General features: G+C 48.9%; 18 protein-coding genes. 12 read left to right on the forward strand and 6 right to left on the reverse strand.

The genetic code is table 11. The annotated features are described in order from the left end of the window. Positions 1 to 376: 376 nt before the first annotated feature. Complete coding sequence (psbO, locus tag BRW63_RS18125; RefSeq protein WP_073073659.1) at positions 377 to 1,204, reverse strand: photosystem II manganese-stabilizing polypeptide; 828 nt, start codon at positions 1,202 to 1,204, stop codon at positions 377 to 379. A gap of 363 nt (positions 1,205 to 1,567) precedes the next feature. On the opposite strand from psbO, the gene BRW63_RS18130 reads away from it, so the two are divergent. Beyond that, positions 1,568 to 1,918: a hypothetical protein gene (locus tag BRW63_RS18130; RefSeq protein ID WP_073073661.1), complete on the forward strand. Its 351-nt coding sequence runs from the start codon at positions 1,568 to 1,570 to the stop codon at positions 1,916 to 1,918. Between the two features lie 99 nt (positions 1,919 to 2,017). On the opposite strand, the gene psbM is transcribed toward BRW63_RS18130, so the two are convergent. Together psbM and BRW63_RS18140 are read right to left on the reverse strand one after the other, a co-directional pair. Next, a complete protein-coding gene (gene psbM, locus BRW63_RS18135; RefSeq protein WP_068816372.1) occupies positions 2,018 to 2,128 on the reverse strand; it encodes a photosystem II reaction center protein PsbM in 111 nt (36 codons plus the stop codon). A 50-nt stretch (positions 2,129 to 2,178) separates the two neighbouring features. Beyond that, positions 2,179 to 2,592 carry a 2Fe-2S iron-sulfur cluster-binding protein gene (locus tag BRW63_RS18140; RefSeq protein WP_083583050.1) on the reverse strand — a complete coding sequence of 138 codons (414 nt, stop codon included), beginning with the start codon at positions 2,590 to 2,592 and terminating at the stop codon, positions 2,179 to 2,181. Between the two features lie 367 nt (positions 2,593 to 2,959). Here BRW63_RS18140 and psbB point away from each other — a divergent pair, with 367 nt between their 5' ends. The 11 genes from psbB (at position 2,960) to BRW63_RS18190 (ending at position 12,968) form a co-directional block, all read left to right on the forward strand. Beyond that, entirely contained in the window at positions 2,960 to 4,492 is a 1,533-nt protein-coding gene (gene psbB / locus BRW63_RS18145) for a photosystem II chlorophyll-binding protein CP47 (RefSeq protein ID WP_073073662.1), read from the forward strand. A 96-nt stretch (positions 4,493 to 4,588) separates the two neighbouring features. Next, positions 4,589 to 4,684, forward strand: coding sequence for a photosystem II reaction center protein T (locus BRW63_RS18150; protein ID WP_006635641.1), 96 nt, complete (start codon positions 4,589 to 4,591; stop codon positions 4,682 to 4,684). 164 nt (positions 4,685 to 4,848) lie between these two features. Beyond that, complete coding sequence (locus BRW63_RS29000) at positions 4,849 to 5,517, forward strand: RNA-guided endonuclease InsQ/TnpB family protein (RefSeq protein ID WP_223257427.1); 669 nt, start codon at positions 4,849 to 4,851, stop codon at positions 5,515 to 5,517. 2 nt (positions 5,518 to 5,519) lie between these two features. Further along, positions 5,520 to 6,038: an RNA-guided endonuclease InsQ/TnpB family protein gene (locus BRW63_RS29005; RefSeq protein ID WP_223257428.1), complete on the forward strand. Its 519-nt coding sequence runs from the start codon at positions 5,520 to 5,522 to the stop codon at positions 6,036 to 6,038. 102 nt (positions 6,039 to 6,140) lie between these two features. Further along, complete coding sequence (locus BRW63_RS18160; RefSeq protein WP_083583054.1) at positions 6,141 to 6,752, forward strand: GNAT family N-acetyltransferase; 612 nt, start codon at positions 6,141 to 6,143, stop codon at positions 6,750 to 6,752. A 51-nt stretch (positions 6,753 to 6,803) separates the two neighbouring features. Further along, positions 6,804 to 8,114: a cytosine deaminase gene (locus BRW63_RS18165; RefSeq protein WP_073073666.1), complete on the forward strand. Its 1,311-nt coding sequence runs from the start codon at positions 6,804 to 6,806 to the stop codon at positions 8,112 to 8,114. 105 nt (positions 8,115 to 8,219) lie between these two features. Further along, on the forward strand, positions 8,220 to 9,581 hold the full coding sequence (locus tag BRW63_RS18170; RefSeq protein WP_073073667.1) for an FAD-binding oxidoreductase: 1,362 nt from the start codon (positions 8,220 to 8,222) through the stop codon (positions 9,579 to 9,581). Positions 9,582 to 9,769: 188 nt separating this feature from the next. Next, entirely contained in the window at positions 9,770 to 10,894 is a 1,125-nt protein-coding gene (locus BRW63_RS18175; RefSeq protein ID WP_073073668.1) for a geranylgeranyl reductase family protein, read from the forward strand. A gap of 445 nt (positions 10,895 to 11,339) precedes the next feature. Beyond that, positions 11,340 to 11,825 (forward strand): allophycocyanin subunit alpha, encoded by a 486-nt coding sequence (apcA, locus tag BRW63_RS18180; protein ID WP_073073669.1) that lies wholly within the window; start codon positions 11,340 to 11,342, stop codon positions 11,823 to 11,825. 61 nt (positions 11,826 to 11,886) lie between these two features. Then, on the forward strand, positions 11,887 to 12,372 hold the full coding sequence (apcB, locus tag BRW63_RS18185) for an allophycocyanin subunit beta (RefSeq protein WP_073073670.1): 486 nt from the start codon (positions 11,887 to 11,889) through the stop codon (positions 12,370 to 12,372). A 392-nt stretch (positions 12,373 to 12,764) separates the two neighbouring features. Then, positions 12,765 to 12,968: a phycobilisome linker polypeptide gene (locus BRW63_RS18190; protein ID WP_068817512.1), complete on the forward strand. Its 204-nt coding sequence runs from the start codon at positions 12,765 to 12,767 to the stop codon at positions 12,966 to 12,968. A 192-nt stretch (positions 12,969 to 13,160) separates the two neighbouring features. Here BRW63_RS18190 and BRW63_RS18195 read toward each other — a convergent pair whose 3' ends face one another. From BRW63_RS18195 to gyrA, 3 genes are all read right to left on the reverse strand, one after another. Beyond that, positions 13,161 to 13,493, reverse strand: coding sequence for a Dethiobiotin synthetase (locus BRW63_RS18195; RefSeq protein ID WP_073073671.1), 333 nt, complete (start codon positions 13,491 to 13,493; stop codon positions 13,161 to 13,163). A gap of 12 nt (positions 13,494 to 13,505) precedes the next feature. Then, the gene (locus BRW63_RS18200) at positions 13,506 to 13,760 is read right to left on the reverse strand and encodes a hypothetical protein (RefSeq protein ID WP_106254008.1); all 255 of its coding nucleotides are present in this window, start codon (positions 13,758 to 13,760) and stop codon (positions 13,506 to 13,508) included. A gap of 80 nt (positions 13,761 to 13,840) precedes the next feature. Then, positions 13,841 to 16,582: a DNA topoisomerase (ATP-hydrolyzing) subunit A gene (gene gyrA / locus BRW63_RS18205; RefSeq protein WP_073073673.1), complete on the reverse strand. Its 2,742-nt coding sequence runs from the start codon at positions 16,580 to 16,582 to the stop codon at positions 13,841 to 13,843. Positions 16,583 to 16,964: the final 382 nt, after the last annotated feature.

A 16,964-nucleotide genomic window follows, 5' to 3' on the forward strand; every position in this document is an offset into this window, starting at 1 on the left:
TGAAAGCGTTGAAAAGATCTAACCTGACGGAGTGATAAACCTTTAACTTCTCTATTTAGCGGACAAGGGTTGTCTACTAATTCCCTAACACGTACTTTCTGAAGTGATGGATTAAACCTATTCTTTATGTCTGATTACTTACTAGAGCATTTCTACTGAATCTAGTTTTTTGGATTTTTTCTCATTACTGCTAACCCTGTCATATCGGAGCGGGAATTTTTTTTGTAAACACGTAGTGGTTTTTTTGACTTATGGAGAGTTCCCTAAAAAGATTGTTTGCAATAAAAAAGGGGCATAGCCCCTCGAAATTAGTGATTTTAAGGCTGGGTCAGAATTAGGAACTTCATAGAAGCTTTATAAAATCTGACCCATTGAATTACGCATTAGGTGCAACTCGTGCGTAGAAAAGTCCACGAATCTTTACCTCACTCGGTTCGCGGGAACCCATGTCTGTATCAGAGGGCTGTAAGCTCTCAAAAGTTCCTGCAATTTCGCCCGTCGTGCCGTCAATTTTGGCAACGCTGAGAGCAATTTTGCCTTTGTCTAGCTGGAATTGCTTGACGTTTTCCTTCCGAAGTTCTTCACTATCCGCCTGACCCGGTAGACCAACCGCGTTGTCATAACCTGTGGTTAGACCGCGACCCTTAGGATCTAAAAAGTTAGAAGTCCGGTAGGATGGAACGCGGAACTCGCCTACTAAGTCAGTAGAGGTGCTGACGCTGTTCTGCCCCGGTTGGCTGTTGGCAACGAGTCCTTTAATGGTGAACAGGAAAGGCACCCGTTCGCCACCCGGAAGCTGGACGGTGGTTGCCTGAAAGTCAATGCCATCTTCTTCTTTAAAGGTCAGGCTGCCGTCTGCATTTGCAGTGAGCGCGCCTGAAACAGCATCGATCGAAGACGTATAGCGAGTCATGAGCTTGGTTGGCACAAACTCGGCTTCCTTGCGCTTGTTGGTCGGCTCTTCTTTGACAAAGAAAGCAGTCGGCTGCAAGCAAAGGCTATTGATAGAGTAGGATTTGCCGTTTTCGAGGGGAATGACTCCACGAGACGTTTCTTCAAGCTGAGGGCAACTGTTAGCTAAACCAGTTCCTACAATTTGGTCATAAGTCAGGGCTTCAGTGCTGCTGGCCGGAGCCTCACTGCAAGCGGTTAACACACTCATGCATAGTGCCAAAAGTGTGACGATTAAAGCGCGATACCTCATGTCAACCTCAAAGTCAATGTAAAAAATCCTGCCAGCGCAATTTCAAATTGACTAGCGTGGAAGACTGCTCTGAGAGCTAACTGCCACAACGGTCAAGAAAGCGCGCTGAACTGCTGCCACGTCAAATCGAAATTTCTATAATTTCTGGAGTGGTTCGGGCGGAACCTCTCAGAGTATTTTACAGACTTTAGTTAACTTTTTAAGAATCCTCTAAGGGATAGATCTTAGTTAAGTCAAAAATTACTGCATCTGAATTGATTAGGAGGGGCGATCGTGAAGCTGAAATGATATCTCCTGATTAAGCTGTTAAGAGTGGGTATGCTTGACCAGGCAGCGTGTGGAGTTTTGAGGGATAGGATTGGGATGGGTAGTGATGTGAATTTTGAGTCAGAATCGCCTGAGTTTGAGCAGATTGCAAATTCAATTAAGAAGCTGGCTGAAGCGTCAAAAGGAGATAGCGTCGGGCTTCTTGCCTTGCTCAGGCTGCTAGAAAGCTTGCACCGAGAAGTTTGTGAGGGGCTTTTTCAAGAGTCTTTGCCAGACAATCGACAGGCACTTTATGCACTCTTGAGAGACATCGAAGCGAAGGGTGGTTGGCCCTATATTCGACGGATGGGGCTGCAATCTTTTCTGATCAATTTGTGTCCAGATGCTTTTGATGGAGATTCCGAGGCTACGGTTTCTGAAACAAATTCTGAGACTGAAGCTTCATAAATCGTAATAGTTGAGCTACGTTCTCATAATTTTAAGAAAGGCGCAGAACGATCGTTCTGCGCCTTTCTTAAAATGGACATAACCAATTGAAACTTGCTGTTATTTATCCGACTGACGGCTGGCGGTTTGGATATAAAGAATCAGCAAAAACACGCTGGGAACCAGCACAAACAGAAGGCTTGCAATAAACCCCAAATCATTAACTTGCATAAAGCCCAGTTCCTATATCAATCTCGGCATTAACACTCTTTAGAATACCACTAAGGCTTAGTTTTAACGCTGACAGCCCCGTGAACTAAAGCTTGGCAAGCCAGCCGATAGGTGGCGGGCTTTTTTTTAAGTTTGCGGTTCTCAAAATCAGTGCGAGGAGAGAGATTGTCTGCGCCTTCTACAATCTCTACAATGCAGGTTCCACACTGACCGTAGCCTCCACAGTTCATCATTTTTCCGCCGAAGGTGTAGAGGTCGATACCCGTCTCGATCGCCTTAATTCTTAAATTTGCCCCGTCGGATGCGATCGCCTCTTTACCTTCCTTAACAAACGTAATGCTGACTGATTGAAACAGTGGCTTTGCGGGGTTGCTCACTGTTTCTGGCTCAATGGCTGGACTCTCATTGGGGTTGATCGACTGGATATTTTCTGCTGGCTGGATATCTGTGTCTGCTGACTGCATGGCTTCTACGCTCCTAACTGAATTCTTTGCGGCTGATTTAGTTTGAAAAACTGCCCATTTGATCTGTAACTTAATCTATCAACAAATTAAGAATTGTTAACGGTCTCTAGCTGAGAATTTGTCCTCTTCTCAGGTATCTGTAATTTGCTTGCAATAGGCTCTAACACTGGTTACACTTCGTTATACACTTTCATTTTTACAGTAACAGTTGTCAAACTATCCACGCTCTTCTTTTTAGGGGTTGCGGGGCATGATTGCAAAGTGAGAAGTCGCCCTTAATCTGGTAGATTTACCAGTACATGGCACTTTAACAAAATGCTGAAAAGAGCGTTGCAGTAGACACAATTTATTAGGAGGAGCGTAGTCAATGGGACTACCCTGGTATAGAGTCCATACCGTCTTGGTGAACGATCCAGGGCGGTTAATCGCTACTCACCTGATGCACACTGCCTTAGTTGCAGGCTGGGCGGGTTCAATGGCGCTGTATGAACTGGCGATCTTTGACCCAAGCGATCCAATCTTGAATCCGATGTGGCGACAAGGCATGTTTGTGTTGCCCTTCATGACCCGCTTAGGCGTATCTTCTTCGTGGGCAGGTTGGAGCATCACGGGCGAGTCAGGCATCGACCCCGGTTTTTGGTCGTTTGAGGGCGTTGCGATCGCCCACATCGTGCTATCTGGTTTGCTATTTTTAGCAGCTTGCTGGCACTGGGTTTATTGGGATTTAGAACTGTTTAGAGATCCTCGCACGGGCGAGCCTGCTCTAGACTTGCCGAAAATGTTCGGGATTCACTTGTTTTTATCTGGCTTACTTTGCTTTGGCTTTGGTGCTTTCCACCTCACAGGGCTATTTGGTCCTGGGATGTGGGTATCTGATGCCTACGGGATTACAGGCAGCGTTCAACCCGTTGCGCCAGAATGGGGGCCAGCAGGATTCAACCCGTTTAATCCGGGTGGAATTGTTGCTCACCACATTGCAGCGGGCATCGTCGGCATTATTGCAGGTCTGTTTCACTTAAGTGTTCGTCCACCTGAGCGACTTTATAAGGCGCTGCGGATGGGCAACATTGAAACCGTTCTAGCCAGTAGTATCGCGGCGGTGTTCTTTGCGGCGTTTATCGTGGCAGGAACCATGTGGTATGGAAATGCGACGACCCCGATCGAGCTATTTGGCCCCACTCGCTATCAGTGGGATGCGGGCTATTTTAAGCAAGAGATCAATCGTCGCGTTCAGACCAGCATCGCCAACGGCACCAGCCCTGAAGCGGCTTGGGGAGAAATTCCTGAGAAGCTGGCGTTCTATGACTATGTAGGTAACAGCCCTGCGAAAGGTGGCTTGTTCCGCACGGGTCAGATGGACAAGGGTGATGGCATCGCTCAAGCTTGGTTAGGGCACCCGGTCTTTAAAGACAGCGAAGGCAGAGAACTCTCAGTTCGTCGCTTGCCCAACTTCTTTGAGAACTTCCCGGTGGTGCTGGCAGATGCCGATGGCGTGGTTCGAGCCGACATTCCGTTTAGAAAGGCTGAATCTAGATACAGCTTTGAACAAGCAGGTGTCACGGCTACCTTCTATGGCGGTATGTTGGGTGGTCAAACCATCACTGACCCTGCTCAGGTGAAGCGCTATGCGCGGGCGGCTCAGTTGGGCGAACCCTTTGAGTTCGATCGGGCAACGCTAAACTCTGACGGGGTGTTCCGCACCAGTCCTAGAGGCTGGTTTACCTTTGGTCATGCAGTCTTCGCTCTGCTGTTCTTCTTTGGTCACATCTGGCACGGCTCTCGCACCATCTTTCGGGATGTGTTTGCAGGGGTTGACCCAGATCTGGCTGAAGAGCAAGTCGAGTGGGGGTTCTTCCAGAAGGTGGGTGACAAGAGCACTCGCAACCAGACTCAGACTTAAGCAATTTGGGTTTGGCGGTTTCCGATTTAGAGAATTGTCAAACCCAAATTGTCGCTTGATTCGCTGGAATACACTCACAACTCAGGACATTCAGATATGGAAAGCGTCGCTTACATTTTGATTCTTGCTCTCGCGATCGGTGTGCTATTTTTTGCGATCGCCTTCCGCGAACCTCCTCGGATTGGCAAATAGCACCCAAAATTCTTGAACCGACACCTGTCTAGCGCTTTACCTTTGGCTAGGCAGGTATTTTTATGTCAAAAAAGCACCCATCTGGTTGAGACAAATTGTGCGACTCAACTCTAGCTACTCTTCAAGCATTCTAGAAAAATCTCTAAATCTGCTAGAATCATAGAGTGTTGAGCCTGACCTACACCTACCGAATCTACCCAGACCTGAACCAGGAACTCGAAATGTTGTTCTGGTTGGAGCAATGCCGCAAGGTCTATAACTATGCTTTGCGCGAACGCAAGGACTGGATTAACTCACGTAAATGTGCCGTCAATGCTTGTAGCCTCAGCCAGGAATACATCATTCCAGCAGACGTACTGTACCCCGACTACTACACTCAAAAGAAAGCCCTGACTCAAGCCAAGAAAGACCTTCCAGACCTTCAGCGCGTCGATGCCCAAGTGTTGCAAGACACGCTGAAACGACTGGACAGATCCTTTAAGTTTATGAAAGAGCGACAATTTGGGTTTCCAAGGTTCAAGAAGTTTGGGCAGATTCGATCGGTTGTGTTTCCGCAATTCAAGGCAAGTCCCCTCAGAGGCACTCAAATCAAGTTGCCGAAAGTGGGGTTGATGCCGATTAACCTGCATCGTCCTGTCCCAGAAGGATTTGACATCAAGCAAGTGCGGGTGGTTCGTAAAGCATCGGGCTGGTATGCTCAACTGATTCTGCAATGTGATGTCTTGGTGCCCGATATCTTGCCGCACGGGGAAGCCATCGGCATTGATTTGGGACTGGAAAAGTTCCTGGCGGTTTCGACCGGACAGTTGATTCAACGACCCCGCTTTTTGTAGACTTGCAAGGCAAGCTGAAATGGCTGCAACGCAAACTGAGAAACAAAAAGAAAGGGTCTGCCAACTACCGGACAGTGCAAGCTAAGATTCGACTGCTGCATGAACGCATTCACACGATTCGCAGAGAGTTTCACTTTCAAACGGCTCATCAACTTTGTAATGACGTTGGTATGATCTTCGCCGAAGACCTCAACCTCAAAATGATGAGTCGCGGGATGTTGGCAAAGCATTGTCTTGATGCCGCGTGGGGTAACTTTCTGGATATCCTGAAATGGGTCTGTTGGAAGCGCGGAGTGTTTTTTGCCAAGGTAGACCCAAACGGGACAAGTCAAACTTGCCCGCAGTGCGGAGCGCATACCGGAAAGAAAGAACTGAGTCAGCGTGTGCATGAATGCGATGAATGTGGCTATATCACAGATAGAGATGTGGCTGCTGCCCAAGTGGTGATGCAGCGTGGACTTGTAGCGGTGGGACACACCGTGATACTGCCTGTGGAGGAAGGTTGCTTGGCACCCCGATGAAGCAGGAAACCTCAAAGGCGACTTTGAGAAGCCCACTTCATATCGCCTAGCGGTTGGTGTGGGAAGATGTCACGATGGTCTGTATTGCCTAACCGATTGGTTGTGAACACACCCTCTTCACCTCGCGAAAAAGACCCATCAGGGCAGTCATCAGGTTCTCCACGCTTTCTGATTCGTCCTGTCGAGCAGCAAGACTTATCTGAAATTGCTGGGATTTTGGCTAAAAGTTTTCATCTGCAACCAGAGTTTATGCGCTGGCTGATTCCCGTGATGAGAATGGGAATTTATGAAGATTTGCGGAACAGATTGAAGTCGGCTCCTCCGCACTATAGCTGTCTGGTGGCGCTCGATCAGGATGACCTGATAGGCACTGTGGAAGTTGGGCTGCGATCGTTCAACCCGTGGCAGCCGCGCACCAGTCAATATGCTTATTTATCAAATCTAGCGGTCAGATCAGAGTGTCGGCGCAAGGGAGCCGCGATGCAGTTATTAGAAGCTTGCGATCGCGTCGTCTTGTCTTGGGGATTTGAAGATATTTATCTGCATGTGTTGGAGAATAACCAGTCGGCAAAGCACCTTTATGAAAAAAGTGGGTATCGGCTGCAAGACACGGATGCGGGCTTGACGACTTGGCTATTAGGTCAGCCTAGACGACTCTTTTTGCACAAGCGTTTGGCATCGATTTCTAAAGCGAATATTCTGACTAATCAGTAACGTTACTGTAAGTTAGGACTAAAGTTTGATCGCGAATGGTCGATCGTTCCTATGCTGTTTGACTCTAATCACTATTGGCTGATAAATGCCCACATTCCGCCCTCTTTGATTGTGAGCGGAGCGAAGTGGACTAGCAAAAATGCCGACGATCCGCTGCTTGCCGTCGATCTAGAGATTATAGATGGCATGATTGCGACGATCGTCGCTTCGGGAACCTATGACACTTACCGCGATCCCTCGATCGATCTGAAAGGTGGCATGGTGTGGTCGTGCTTTGTGGATATGCACACTCATTTGGATAAAGGACACATCTGGAACCGCGCCCCAAACCCAGACGGAACCTTTAATAGCGCACTCACCGCCGTTCAAACAGACGCGGCTAAACATTGGGACGAGACAGATGTCTACCGTCGCATGGAGTTTGGACTTAAATGTAGCTATGCCCACGGGACAAAAGCCATTCGGACTCATATTGATGCGTTTGGTGAGCAGGGAGAAATTGGCTTTCAGGTTTTTAAAGAGTTGCGCGATCGCTGGGCAAACAAACTGATTCTTCAAGCCGTCTCGCTCGTGACTTTAGACTACTTTCTGACACCTGAAGGAGAGAGATTAGCAGACTTAGTGGCAGATGTGGGTGGAGTGTTAGGCGGCGTTGTTTATACGAACCCGGACATCGACGCTCAACTCGATCGCGTCTTTGCTCTCGCCAAGGAACGCAAGTTAAATTTAGACTTCCACACTGACGAAAACGACGATCCTACTTCCATGACACTGAGGCACGTTGCCCAAGCCGCGATTCGGCAGAAATATAAAGGGCGCATTGTTTGTGGGCACTGCTGTAGTTTGTCAGTGCAGGAAGAAACCGAAGCCAATAAAACCATTCGACTCGTTAAAAAAGCGGGCATTGGCGTAGTCAGTCTGCCGATGTGCAATCTTTATCTGCAAGGTCGAAAATCGGGTGCAACTCCTCGGTGGCGCGGAGTGACCCTACTGCACGAATTGAAGCGGCAACGGGTGTCGGTGGCGATCGCCAGTGATAATTGCCGCGATCCGTTCTTTGCGTTTGGCGATCACGATGCGATGGAAGTCTTTAATCTCTCCGTTCGCATCGCTCATCTCGATCATCCCTACAGCGATTGGGCAAACGCTATTACACTCACGCCTGCCGATCTGATGGGTTTGCCCCAAGTCGGCAGAATTGGCGTTGGACTTCCCGCCGATCTCGTTTTATTCAAGGCACGAAGTTATAGCGAATTGTTATCTCGCTCACAGCACGATCGGATTGTTCTACGAGACGGTCAATCGATTGATACAACCTTACCCGATTATGCTGAGTTGGATGATCTCTTCTGCTCGTCCTAAACAGTTGTCAATTCTGACTTAGGATATTGCTACGGAAAGTTTTGATACTAATTTCCCTTCAGAATCGACCTAAGATGCAGAAGAAATGTTCACACAGAACGTCTGATGACTTCGACAAAATCTAGACCTACTAATCTGAATCCGTTGATCACCGATCTAGCAGGACTAGACCTGATCACGGATGCGAATCAGATCGCCAAATTATCTCAAGACTATTACACCTTTAGTCCGGTGCTACAGCCTTTGTTAGCAGACAAAACGGGTGATTTAGTCGTGCGTCCCGTCAACGAAGCCGAAGTTCTCAAAGTGGCAGCAGCGTGTGTGAAATTTAAAGTGCCCCTCACCGTGCGCGGAGCCGGAACCGGAAATTATGGGCAGTGTGTGCCCCTCGAAGGCGGTGTCATTCTTGATATGACTCGAATGAACGCCATTCACTGGGTCAAACCCGGACTCGCCTGTGTCGAACCGGGACTCAAAATGGCGGCAATGGACAAGCAAACGCGCGAAACTGGCTGGGAAGTTCGCATGGCTCCCTCGACTTATCGCACCGCGACGATCGGCGGCTTTATCGGCGGTGGCAGTGGAGGCATCGGCTCAGTCACTTATGGACAACTGCGCGATCGTGGCAACCTTCAAGCAGTTCGCGTCGTGACGATGGAAGATCAGCCGCGCGTGATTGAACTTCGAGGCGACGATGTTTATAAAGTTGCTCACGCTTACGGCACCAACGGCATTATCACCGAATTAGAAATTCCGCTTGCTCCGGTTTATCCCTGGGCAGAAGTCATTGTCACGTTTTCAGACTTTATGACGGCTGCCAGATTTGGACTCGCTCTCAGCAATTCTGACGGATTGATCAAAAAACTGGTCTGTGGGTGCGCTGCGCCCATCCCTACTTACTTTGCCGCCCTGCGTAGCTACATCCCCGATGGCGCTCACTGTGTTCTGCTGATGATCGCTGAAAGCAGTTTAGAACCCTTGGGCGAATTGATTAAAGAATTTGGCGGCACGATCGGCTATCAAAAAACCGCTCAAGAAGCCAGCAAAGGCATCACCCTCGCTGAGTATTCTTGGAATCACACAACGCTTCACGCTCGCAGTGTTGATTCGTCGCTGACTTACTTACAAACGCTACTGCCTGACGACAATCTTGCCTTGCTTGAGCATCTCTATCACCACTTTAAAGACGAAGTGATGCTGCACTTAGAATTTTTGCGCGTAGCTGGCTCTGCCCGTCCTGCGGCTTTGCAAGTCGTCCGCTATACGACCGAAGAACGTCTCAACCAGATCATTGCCTATCACGAATCTAAAGGCGCTTTCATCTTTAATCCGCACACATACATTCTTGAAGATGGCGGCATGAAAGCGATCGACATTGAGCAACTCAAATTTAAAGAAATGGTTGATCCTTATGGGTTGCTCAACCCTGGCAAAATGAGAGCTTGGCTAGAGCGATCAAGGCTATAGTTTCACAAACACTTCATAGTCAAGCATTCGATCCTACAAAAGGCTATAACACTAAAGAACTGTCCTCAAATAACATCCAGCAGATTTGGCAGAGGCTTGATGAGGATCGCTTAAATAGTGCTGATTTTTAGCAACAACCTCTGTAGTGAACAAGGAACGCACAAGTTAGGGAGTGAAATTTCAGCCTGATGTTTGATTGTATTATCGTAGGTGCCGGGCCCGCCGGGGGAACTGCTGCCTATCATTTAGCAAAACGTGGGCGCTCAGTATTAGTGCTGGAACGAGAAGCCCTGCCTCGGTATAAAGCCTGTAGCGGTGGGGTGTCTCCTGCGATCGCCCAATGGTTTGATTTTGACTTTTCCCCCGCTATTTCGCTCAAGGTCGATTCGATCCGTTACACCTGGAAGCTCGGCGATCCGGTCGAGGCAACGCTCAACACTCCAGAGCCGATGTGGATGGTCAAACGGGATGTGTTTGATCACTTCCTGATTCAACAAGCCCAGCAAAAAGGGGCAGAACTGCGCGATCAAACGGCGGTTACAGGGATTGAATTTAAGGGCGATCACTGGATAGTCAACACGTCCAGTGGTGCGTTAGAAGCCCGCTATTTGATTGCCGCAGACGGGGCAAAAGGCCCGATGGCTAAATGGTTAGGCTTTAAGGAACGCAAAACTCGGATGGGTGCTGTGATGGAAGCCCCGCGATCGAACTCCGATGATCGAGCCCAATTCGATTTTGGCATCGTCAAAAACGGCTTTATCTGGAATCTTCCTAAAGCTGACGGTTACTCGATCGGAACCAGCACTTTTAGAGGTGGAGACTCTGAAGATCTGAAGGCTGACTTAGCTGAATATGCCGCTCTCGCTGGCATTGATGCCAAAAACAGCCAGGTCTATCTCCATCCAATCTGCACCTGGGACGGCGATCAAACACTGCACACCCAAAACGCGGTGCTGGCTGGAGAAACGGCTTGTGTCGTTGATCCCTTTACCGGAGAAGGTATTCGTCCTTCAGTGTTTAGTGGCATGAAGGCAGCAGAGGCGATCGATCAGGCATTATCTGGCGATCGCGCTGCCCTAGCAAACTACACCTCAGTCATTCAGAAAGAATGGGGGGTGGATATGGTCTGGGCACAGCGGCTAGCAGGCGTGTTCTACCGCATTCCGGGCATTGGCTATAAAGTTGGCGTGAAGCGACCTACTGCCACCGATCGCTTGGGCAAAATTATGTGCGGCGAAATGCGCTATGCCGACGTAGCAACTCGTGCATTAAAACGTTTAAGCGGCAGCTTGATTCCGGGGATGGGGGGTTAGACTGTCTTCTCAAATCGATACAAACCAGCCTTTGACTTCAATACGCTATCAGCCTTAATATGCTGAGACGGGTTTTTATTAAGGTCAGTGTGGTCAGCGCCTAGCGGTCTGTGGTGTAATTTCAACCCAGCACAGATCGTTGAAAAATAGTCACATCTTCAACAAAAAACAAACATGAGGACAACATTACAAAATGTTGCGAACTGACTAGGATGGTGAACACAATGCCGCAAAATAATTGCGGAAGGCAGTTAAGTCAAACCGCCTGCGTAGCTAGGATTACCGATCGGTGCCTTGGATTTATTCAACCATTTCCAGCCCAGATGTCAGATTCAAAGATTCCCATCAATGAACTGAGCAACTAGCTCCAAGCAGACTTAACCCAACCCTGACGGAACTCTCGTTTAAACATATTCGGTTACGTTACTTTTGGAGGAATCCATCAATGAGTATTGTCACGAAGTCAATCGTGAATGCTGACGCTGAAGCTCGTTACCTCAGCCCCGGCGAACTAGATCGGATCAAAGGCTTTGTCACCACTGGTGAGCGTCGCCTCCGCATCGCTCAAACCCTGACCGATTCTCGCGAGCGCATCGTCAAGCAGGCTGGCGATCAACTGTTCCAAAAGCGCCCTGACGTGGTTTCCCCTGGTGGAAATGCTTACGGCGAAGAAATGACCGCAACTTGCCTGCGTGACCTCGACTATTACCTCCGCCTCGTGACCTACGGAGTGGTTGCAGGGGATGTGACTCCGATCGAAGAAATCGGCATCGTCGGCGTTCGTGAGATGTACAACTCCCTAGGCACCCCGATTCCTGCGGTTGCTGAAGGCGTTCGTGCGATGAAGAGCGTCGCTGCTTCCTTGCTGTCTTCTGAAGATGCCTCTGAAGCTGGCTCCTACTTCGACTATGTAATCGGTGCAATGCAGTAATCACTGCCTCCGATTTCTCACGCATTCACATTAAGCTCACGCGACTTACGGGAATTAAATCATGCAAGACGCAATTACCTCGGTTATCAACACTTCTGACGTTCAGGGCAAATACCTGGATACTTCTTCACTCGAAAAGCTCAAAGGCTACTTTGCAACTGGTGAACTGCGCGTTCGTGCAGCAACTGCGATCAGCGCTAACGCGGCAGCGATCGTTAAAGAAGCAGTCGCTAAGTCCTTGCTCTATTCGGACATCACCCGTCCCGGCGGCAATATGTACACGACTCGTCGTTACGCTGCTTGCATCCGTGACCTCGACTACTACCTGCGTTACTCCACCTACGCAATGTTGGCTGGCGACCCTTCCATTCTCGACGAGCGCGTGCTCAACGGCTTGAAGGAAACCTACAACTCTTTGGGCGTACCTGTGGGTGCAACTGTGCAAGCCATCCAAGCGATGAAAGAAGTCACTGCTGGTTTGGTCGGTGCTGACGCTGGTAAAGAAATGGGCGTTTACTTCGACTATATTTCCTCTGGCTTAAGCTAGTTCTGAAAGGTGTCAGGGATAGGGTGACTCAGTTCAGATCTTTCTGAAACCTGAAACCCGAAACCTAAAACCTCTTTTGTGAGGCGTTGGAAGTCTGGAATGAGTGTTAGCTCGTCAAAGGCTAGTCTGAGAAATGGTTTTAGCGATCTAACATTGATTCTCGACTTCCAACCTTCCCACTATCAATCTTTGTTTACTATTCAAAAGATTTGCGATCGCTCTCTAAGGTCTGCACCTGCGCCGATCGGCGTTGACATCAAGAGATGCTGGGTCGCTAGCTTTTTGAGAATTTCTCACAGCCCACTAGAGTTTTGAATTGTGATATGAGTTCGTGAACTCAAAACTCAAAACTCAACACCCATCCTCAGCCTACTCAGGAGATTATAAGACCCATGAGAATGTTCAAGGTTACTGCCTGCGTTCCTAGTTTGACCCGCACCCGCACTCAACGGGAACTGCAAAATACTTATTTCACCAAGCTGGTTCCTTATGACAACTGGTTCCGTGAGCAGCAACGGATTCAAAAGATGGGTGGCAAGATTGTCAAGGTTGAATTGGCGACAGGCAAAGCTGGCGCGAACACGGGCATCGCATAAAGCCTGAGTTGAGTCTGATTAAATCTTCAATGTTTGCTAACTCTGAGCATTAGCTGTGGAGGTCAATAAGACCTCCTTTTTATTATCTAAATACAATCTTTTAATACCAGTTAAGAGGGCCTGGCAGTGCCGTGCCCCTACGAGGATCTGTCGCATTCATTGATGAAATTGATATAAATCAATTTATCCCTGCTATACGCCAGAAAAAATACTTTTCACGGTGGCGGAAATGCGATCGAGGTCTTCATTCAGCAACGGCGGACAGTCTGACTGTTGCTCAAGCCTCGCTTCAAACAGTCGTCTGCCTTCGCTAGAGATTAGATAAAGTGCGTAGGAGAGATCACGATCAAGAACTTTTTTTCCTTTCAACGCCTCAAATATGACTTTAAGTGACAGCAAAATCGATGTGACCTGACCCGGAATTGGCGGTTGACCTTGCTGCAATCGCACCAAAAAGGTATCAGAATTTAGGGTTGTTTCGCTGCTTTGATCGATTAGCAAGCGGCGAGCCGTTTCATAATCCACGATCGAGACGTTCTAGAAATGTTGACTGTTAAACTCTAGCCTAATCTTTGAAAACGACAACTGTTTCCAGGTTCTTCTCAAAAAAAAGGGAGAGAACTGAAATTTGTTCTCTCCCTGATTGCCTTCAGGCTCTAAGCCTTCTTGGAGTTTTTTGCGTAGCATTTGAGTTTGCTTTTTGAGTTGTCGTTGACGGGCAGAGCCGCCTTTGCCTTTGTGGTTGCGCCCCTCACGGCGAGGAGACTCCCAGCGTTTGAGCATACGCGCCATATTTAGTTTCCTCGTGGTCTGATCTTATTGAACCAATTTGTCTTTGAAGTGAGGGCAGAAGTATTCCTGCCCTCGTTGACTTATTCTACTTCGGCAGTCTCATCATTGTCATCAACGTCATTAACATCATCAATGTCAGCAGCGATCGTATCCTCATCTTCTAGAGCCGCCTCGGTTGCCACGACCTCGATCGTGTCGTCTCCAGGAACGCCAGCCGGAACCACTTCTTCTTCACCTGTGAGCGGCACGATCGCAACGGCAGCGATCGCGTCGTCTTCATCGAGTCGCTGAACTCGCACTCCCGTTGCCGTACGCGACTGAGATGAAATCGCATCGACCGCTTGCCGAATGATGATGCCTCGGTTGGTGATCATCATCAACTCAGCCCCTTCGTTGACAATGTGCAAAGCCGCCAGCGTGTCGCCTTTCTTGCGGAACTTTGTCACCACAATGCCCATTCCGGCACGATTTTGGAGGCGGAACTGAGTTACCGGAACGCGCTTTCCATAGCCGCCTGTCGTGACGACCAAAATCCAAGGACCTTCGGGAGTTTTGAGTTCTGAAGCGTCGAGTTCAGATGACTCTTCGTTGAGAATGACCTCTTCATCATTGAGTTCGACATCTTCATCGATCAATCCGGCTGCTTGTGCTTGGGCAACGTTTTCCACAATTTGACCAGGCAGAATTGCCATGCCGACCAGACTGTCACCTTTGCGGAGCGCCATCGATCGCACCCCACGAGTCGCCCTTCCTAACGGACGCAGTTGCTCATGGTTGACGCGGAAGTGAATCGATCGACCCAAACTTGAGCCGATGATGATGCTGTCTTCAACACACGCCAACCGCACCCAACGCAGTTGATCGCCTTCTTCGAGCGAGATCGCAATTAGCCCGTTTGAGCGAATGTTGCCAAATGCCGAGAGCGCTGTTTTTTTGATGTAGCCTTTGTTGGTCAACATCACCAAAAACACATTGTCACTGAATTCTGAAACGGGAATAATCGACGTGATTTTCTCATTGTGAGGAATCGGTAGCAGTTGCACGATCGGCATTCCTCGTGCCGTTCTGGATGCAGTGTGAATCTGGTAGGCTTTAGCGTGATAGACAACGCCGCGATCGCTAAAAAATAGAATACTGTCGTGATCACAGCAGGTGAGGAAGTGCTCGACGGCATCATCTTCTTTGATGCGCGCACCCGATTTGCCACGAGTGGCTCGACTTTGCGAATCAAACGCATCCACGGGCATCCGCTTGATATAACCCTGCTCGGTGAGCAAAATTACGGCTTTTTCATTCGCGATCAAATCGATGTCGCCGAGTTCGTCTTCAGACTGCTCGATCACCGTGCGGCGAGGAGTCGCTTGAGTGGCGCGTAGCTCTGTGATTTCGGTTTGAATGATTTCGAGAACCCGCTCACGTCGAGCCAGAATATCTTGAAGATCAGCGATCTGAATCTGTAAGTCTTCGTGCTCTTGCTGAATTTTTTCGGCTTCTAGAGCCGTGAGTCGGCGCAGTTGCATTTGCAAAATTGCGTCGGCTTGTGACTCTGATAACTCATAGGATTCAATCAGTTCTTGCTTGGCGGTCGGTGCATCGGCTGCTCCGCGAATGGTCGCGATGATGCGATCGAGATGAGACAGCGCAATCAGCAGACCTTGCAGCAGATGATCGCGTTCTTCGGCTTTGCGAAGCTGATAGCGAGTCCGGCGTTCGATCGTCTCAATGCGGAAGTTTAAGAAAACTTCGAGAAAATATTTAATGGTCAACAACTGTGGCTCGTTGTTCACCAGTGCCAACATATTCGCCCCAAAGTTTGCCTGAATCGGGGTTTGCTTGTAGAGGTTGTTGAGCACCACACGCGGATAAGCATCGCGCCGCAGCTCGATCACGATTCGCATTCCGTCGCGATCGCTCTCATCGCGCACGTCAGAAATGCCGTCAATCTTGTGGTCATTAACCAGTTCGGCAATCTTCTCGATCAGCGATGCTTTATTGGTTTGATAAGGTAGCTCGGTGATGATAATGGCTTCGCGATCGGGTCTGCCGCGATGCTCGATGGTTTCGATCGAGGCGACTCCGCGCATGGTGATCGAGCCGCGCCCGGTCAGGTAGGCATCGCGAATACCCGTTCGTCCCAAGATCTGTCCACCCGTAGGAAAGTCAGGGCCGGGGATATATTGCATCAACTCCAGTTCGGTCAGATCTGGGTTGTGAATCAGCGCCGTTAACCCGTCGATCAATTCGCCCAGATTATGCGGCGGAATGTTGGTAGCCATGCCAACCGCGATCCCCGATGAGCCGTTGAGCAATAGCTGAGGAAGCCGCGCGGGTAAAACGGTTGGCTCTTGCTGAGAACCATCAAAGTTATCGGCAAAATCAACGGTTTCAGATTCAATGTCTCGCAGCAGAGCATTGCTGGTGAGCGTGGTCAAGCGACATTCGGTATATCGCATAGCGGCAGGCGGATCGTTGTCGATCGAGCCAAAGTTGCCGTGACCATTGATCAGGGGCGATCGCATTGAGAAGTCTTGTGCCATTCGCACCAGGGCATCATAGACTGCGGTGTCGCCGTGAGGGTGATATTTACCTAGCACTTCGCCGACCACACGCGCACATTTACGGAAGGGACGCTCAGGGGTTAAGCCTAATTCGTGCATGGCATAGAGAATGCGACGATGCACTGGCTTTAAGCCATCTCTGGCATCTGGCAGTGCCCGACCCACGATCACGCTCATGGCGTATTCCAGGTACGATCGCTGCATCTCGCCTCGGAGATCGGTGGGAACGATCCGTTCTGTAGGTATCTCCTGGGAGAAGGTCATAGGGTGAAAAACTCCGAAAATGCAAGCATGGATTTGACGATCGACACAGATAGCTAAAACTCAATAATTAAGCGCTTTAAACTAGTGTCGATTATTACTAGGATTTTAACATATCGTGGCATTGGTCGGAGTAGCTGAGTATCATCAGATACATAGAACTATCTCTGGTCGAAAGATTCGATTCTAGAGGCTAAAATTCGGTTTGAAAAAGTTATTTTTGTACAGAGATTCAGTCCTCAGAATAAAGCCTGTATCCTTTTTCTATCAAGCGATTGCTCAATTGGATGATCAGGAGTTGTGTGGTTACTAATTCAATCCACAAGATTTACTAGAATATATTTTTTGATCGACGACCGATTCAAGAGTTTCAACGGTCAAAATA

This window comes from Phormidesmis priestleyi ULC007 (assembly GCF_001895925.1).
Classification (GTDB): Bacteria; Cyanobacteriota; Cyanobacteriia; order Leptolyngbyales; family Leptolyngbyaceae; genus Phormidesmis_A; species Phormidesmis_A priestleyi_A.

What these genes read in the sequence shown, in the direction of transcription:
- psbO (WP_073073659.1), bottom strand. Translation starts at nt 1,204, where the DNA reads ATGAGGTATCGCGCTTTAATCGTCACACTTTTGGCACTATGCATGAGT.
- BRW63_RS18130 (WP_073073661.1), top strand. Translation starts at nt 1,568, where the DNA reads ATGGGTAGTGATGTGAATTTTGAGTCAGAATCGCCTGAGTTTGAGCAG.
- psbM (WP_068816372.1), bottom strand. Translation starts at nt 2,128, where the DNA reads ATGCAAGTTAATGATTTGGGGTTTATTGCAAGCCTTCTGTTTGTGCTG.
- BRW63_RS18140 (WP_083583050.1), bottom strand. Translation starts at nt 2,592, where the DNA reads ATGCAGTCAGCAGACACAGATATCCAGCCAGCAGAAAATATCCAGTCG.
- psbB (WP_073073662.1), top strand. Translation starts at nt 2,960, where the DNA reads ATGGGACTACCCTGGTATAGAGTCCATACCGTCTTGGTGAACGATCCA.
- BRW63_RS18150 (WP_006635641.1), top strand. Translation starts at nt 4,589, where the DNA reads ATGGAAAGCGTCGCTTACATTTTGATTCTTGCTCTCGCGATCGGTGTG.
- BRW63_RS18165 (WP_073073666.1), top strand. Translation starts at nt 6,804, where the DNA reads ATGCTGTTTGACTCTAATCACTATTGGCTGATAAATGCCCACATTCCG.
- BRW63_RS18170 (WP_073073667.1), top strand. Translation starts at nt 8,220, where the DNA reads ATGACTTCGACAAAATCTAGACCTACTAATCTGAATCCGTTGATCACC.
- BRW63_RS18175 (WP_073073668.1), top strand. Translation starts at nt 9,770, where the DNA reads ATGTTTGATTGTATTATCGTAGGTGCCGGGCCCGCCGGGGGAACTGCT.
- apcA (WP_073073669.1), top strand. Translation starts at nt 11,340, where the DNA reads ATGAGTATTGTCACGAAGTCAATCGTGAATGCTGACGCTGAAGCTCGT.
- apcB (WP_073073670.1), top strand. Translation starts at nt 11,887, where the DNA reads ATGCAAGACGCAATTACCTCGGTTATCAACACTTCTGACGTTCAGGGC.
- BRW63_RS18190 (WP_068817512.1), top strand. Translation starts at nt 12,765, where the DNA reads ATGAGAATGTTCAAGGTTACTGCCTGCGTTCCTAGTTTGACCCGCACC.
- BRW63_RS18200 (WP_106254008.1), bottom strand. Translation starts at nt 13,760, where the DNA reads ATGGCGCGTATGCTCAAACGCTGGGAGTCTCCTCGCCGTGAGGGGCGC.
- gyrA (WP_073073673.1), bottom strand. Translation starts at nt 16,582, where the DNA reads ATGACCTTCTCCCAGGAGATACCTACAGAACGGATCGTTCCCACCGAT.